The sequence below is a fragment of the Bacillus sp. LL01 genome, assembly GCF_001037965.1.
The window spans coordinates 1-3,859 of the sequence record NZ_LFEL01000204.1 but is presented as its reverse complement, the minus strand read 5'-3'; the positions used below and the strand labels follow the sequence as shown (position 1 = coordinate 3,859).

At 38.9% G+C, this 3,859-nt stretch carries 3 protein-coding genes and 1 pseudogene; 3 read left to right on the top strand and 1 reads right to left on the bottom strand.

What is annotated here, in order from left to right:
• Together AB685_RS27960 and fabF are read left to right on the top strand one after the other, a co-directional pair.
• A partial coding sequence (locus AB685_RS27960; RefSeq protein ID WP_047973874.1) for a beta-ketoacyl-ACP synthase 3 occupies nt 1–615 on the top strand: 615 nt, incomplete at its 5' end.
• A gap of 41 nt (nt 616–656) precedes the next feature.
• A complete protein-coding gene (fabF, locus tag AB685_RS27955; protein WP_047973872.1) occupies nt 657–1,892 on the top strand; it encodes a beta-ketoacyl-ACP synthase II in 1,236 nt (411 codons plus the stop codon).
• A 42-nt stretch (nt 1,893–1,934) separates the two neighbouring features.
• Here fabF and AB685_RS27950 read toward each other — a convergent pair whose 3' ends face one another.
• A complete protein-coding gene (locus tag AB685_RS27950) occupies nt 1,935–2,843 on the bottom strand; it encodes an LCP family protein (protein WP_241773406.1) in 909 nt (302 codons plus the stop codon).
• Nucleotides 2,844–3,377: 534 nt separating this feature from the next.
• Between AB685_RS27950 and AB685_RS27945 the strand changes: the two are divergent.
• Nucleotides 3,378–3,859: pseudogene (locus AB685_RS27945) on the top strand (4-hydroxybutyrate CoA-transferase); the annotation flags it as partial.

Below are 3,859 nucleotides of genomic sequence, written 5' to 3'. Positions count from 1 at the left end.
ATAAGTGCTGCGTGTGCTGGTTTTATTTATGGATTGGCAACGGGGCAGCAATTTATTGAAACAGGAGCATATAAGCATGTGCTCGTTATCGGGGTTGAGAAACTATCTAAAGTAACAAATTTCTCTGATCGTAATACGGCTGTCCTTTTTGGAGATGGTGCAGGGGCCGCTGTTTTAGGACCGGTTTCAGAAGGTAAAGGGCTTCTAGCTTTTGAACTTGGAGCTGATGGTGCTGGTGCAATGCATATCAATAAAAAAGGTGATTTCTTAGAAATGWATGGCCGTGAAGTGTTTAAATTTGCAGTAAGACAAATGGGAGAATCTTCTCTTTCAGTCCTACACAAAGCTGGCTTAACGAAGGAAGATGTTGATTTCCTCGTTCCTCACCAAGCGAATATCCGTATTATGGAAGCTGCTCGTGAACGTCTAGAGCTTCCTATAGAAAAGATGTCAAAGACCGTACATAAATACGGTAACACTTCCTCAGCTTCTATCCCGATGGCTATGGTAGACGAGTTGAACAGTGGTAAAATTAAAGATGGAGATATTCTAGTCCTTGTAGGTTTTGGTGCAGGATTAGTATGGGGATCGGTTGCCCTACGTTGGGGACGTTAATAGTAGTAAATAGAATTAGTTAAAAAAAGGAGAGAATCGTTGTGGAAAAAAGACGTGTCGTAGTTACAGGTATTGGTGCAGTAACACCACTTGGATTAAGTGCAGAAACAACTTGGGAAAGAGCGATTCAAGGAGAGTCCGGCATTGGTTTATTAACTCGTGTGAACGCTGAGGAATTTCCGATGAAAGTAGCAGCAGAAGTAAAGGATTTTGATCCTAGTGAATTTGTGGATAAAAAAGAAGCTAGAAAGATGGATCGCTTCACTCAATTTGCAGTTGCTGCCTCTCTTATGGCTTTAAAAGATGCTAATCTTGAAGTGACTGAGGATATTGCAAATCGTGTAGGTGTATGGATTGGATCTGGGATAGGTGGAATGGAGACTTTTGAACAGCAATTCCGTACGTTTATTGAAAAAGGACACAGACGAGTTAGTCCATTCTTTGTGCCGATGTTAATTCCTGATATGGCTTCAGGGCAAGTATCGATTATCACGGGAGCAAAAGGCATTAACTCATGCTCGGTTACAGCTTGTGCCTCAGGAACGAATTCAATTGGTGATGCCTTTAAAGTTATTCAGCGCGGTGATGCCGATGTTATGATCACAGGTGGGGCAGAGGCTCCAATTACGAATATGTCAGTAGCAGGGTTCTGTGCTGCTAAAGCTGTGACGACAACTGATAATCCTGAAAATGCTTCACGTCCATTTGACGCAAATCGTGATGGTTTTGTAATGGGTGAAGGAGCTGGGATTTTAATTCTTGAGAGTCTTGAATCAGCTGAAAAGCGCGGTGCTACGATCTATGCAGAAATCGTTGGTTACGGTGCAACTGGTGATGCTCATCATGTGWCTGCTCCTGCACCTGAAGGAGAAGGCGGGGCTCGTGCTATGAAACAAGCCATCGAGGATGCAGGATTAACTCCTGAAGATATTGATTACATGAATGCACATGGAACAAGCACCCCTTACAATGATAAGTTTGAAACAATGGCTGTAAAGACCGTTTTTGGTGAGCATGCAACTAAGCTTGCTATTAGTTCTACAAAATCTATGACGGGTCACTTACTTGGTGCTGCAGGAGCAATAGAATCAATCTTTTCTGTCAAAGCCATTAAAGAAGGGGTTATCCCTCCAACGACAAATTATGAAACTCCTGATCCTGAATGTGATTTAGATTATGTACCGAATGAAGCGAGACACCAACAAGTTCGAGCTGTATTAAATAACTCACTAGGGTTTGGTGGACATAACGCTACTCTAGTATTTAAACAATATTAAAGAAGTGAAAAGCTCATTGCCGCTATAGGCAATGAGCTTTTTTTACAAGTCTTTCTCATCTTCATCTTTTTTTTGTGAGTCATTTACAAATCCTTCTGAAGGGTTAGAGAAAAATGAATTTATTGCTTCACGATTCTTTTCGAAATCAAGCTCTAAAACGGATCCAGCATGACTATAGTATTCATCATAATATCCATCTTGAACAGGAATACGTAATGTATCGATATCATCTACTGGGTTCAACAAAATATCACGACCAAGACTAAGTAATCTAGTTGTTTTGATATTCGTATCTAAATATGGTTCAATTGAACCGATCAGACGAGGAACGCGAGTGATACCGGAAACCGATAATACTTCATCTTTAATAAGAGAGATCATTTCTTGTTGGCGTTGAACACGCCCAAAATCATTATTAGCATCGCTTCTAAACCTCACGTAATTTAATGCTTCCTTACCATCAAGTTTTTGAAGGCCTGGTTTGAAATTTATCTCTGTACTCCCTGAAGAGTAATACATTGGATCTTTAACATCAACTTCTATGCCACTTGGGGCAACAGTATCAACTACTTCCACAAACCCATCAAAATTCACCATCGCATAATAGTGCAGGTCTAAACCGAAATTATGTTCTATGGTTTCACGCAACAAATCAGGTCCGCCTAGAAAGAATGAAGCATTAATTTTATTATCACGATAACCTGGAATTTCTACATACGTATCACGCATGATGGAAGCTAATTTAGCATTACCATTTTTAGGGTCATATTGAGCAACCATAATTGTATCTGTTCTTGCTGGTTCATCATCAGCAGTATCAATGCCGATTAAGAGTACATTAATTGGTTCATTATTTTCAGGTTCTTTGGATTGGAATTCTTGTTCTTCCGTATTTTCCGTAGTTGTATTTGTGTTTTTAGATAAATTTTGATTTGCATTACTTTTACCCATTTCATATTGAAGTACAGCGAATGCAGCGGTCGAAAGAAATAGGAAAGAGAAAAGTAAAAGGAAAGAGACAAATAATTTCTTTCGCTTTCGAGGTCTGCGTTTACGTTGCACTGATCTTTTCGTTCGTGTGTCCACCAAAAGTCCTCCTATCTAACAACAAAGAGCAATTAAATCATTATCTGTTCTCTGATTGTTTTCATGCCCTTCATTATATCAGATTGTAATTATATCGCTGTGGAAATTTATCGAAATTTGTGGAAAACCGCCATTAATCCTAGTTATATTTACTTTGCAGATTGGGATTATTTTCGTGTGTGGTTTCTTTGGATTCGTAAATAATAATGAATGAGACTAAATAATGATAGAAAAGTTAGACAATCCTGAAAAGTATTTCTTTAATCTTGAGATAAAAAAGAAAGATGATTGTCTTGGTTACAAGTGTAGAACGTAGTATTATTATTGCTTGAGGGGATTCAAAACATAAGATGAAATATTGGGGAATTCTTTCTCGATAGGATGTAGGAGGATTATGTCATGAATGTGCAAGACCTATATAATCAAAAACAAACTGCAACTTCCTTGGAAGCGGTATCAGTTATTGAACCACGTGAAGACATCATTGTACCGTTAGCGGTAGGCGAGCCACCAGCATTGATGAAGGCTTTGGCTGACCATGATGGATTGGAAGGGAACCGACTGTTTCAAATGTTGTCTCTTCATCCAGTCTTATCGTTAGACCCATCTAAAGTTAAAATTATTTCGATGTTCTTAAATAAAGATGAACGAAGAGCGTTTTACGATCATGAAGTAGATCTTTTACCTAATCATTTTTCAGACCTACCAGAAATTTTGAAAGAGGCGACAAATGACCAAGTCATTATGGCTACAGTATCGCCAATGGATGAAGGGGGCTATTTTAGTTTAGGAACTCATTGTGATTATGTTGCGCCCTTATTAAAGGAGGCAAGACGTATTATTTTAGAAGTGAATGAAAACATGCCGAGGACGTATGGTCT

Coding starts and splice junctions, on each gene's coding strand:
- AB685_RS27950 (WP_241773406.1), bottom strand. CDS start 2,843: ATGGGTAAAAGTAATGCAAATCAAAATTTATCTAAAAACACAAATACA.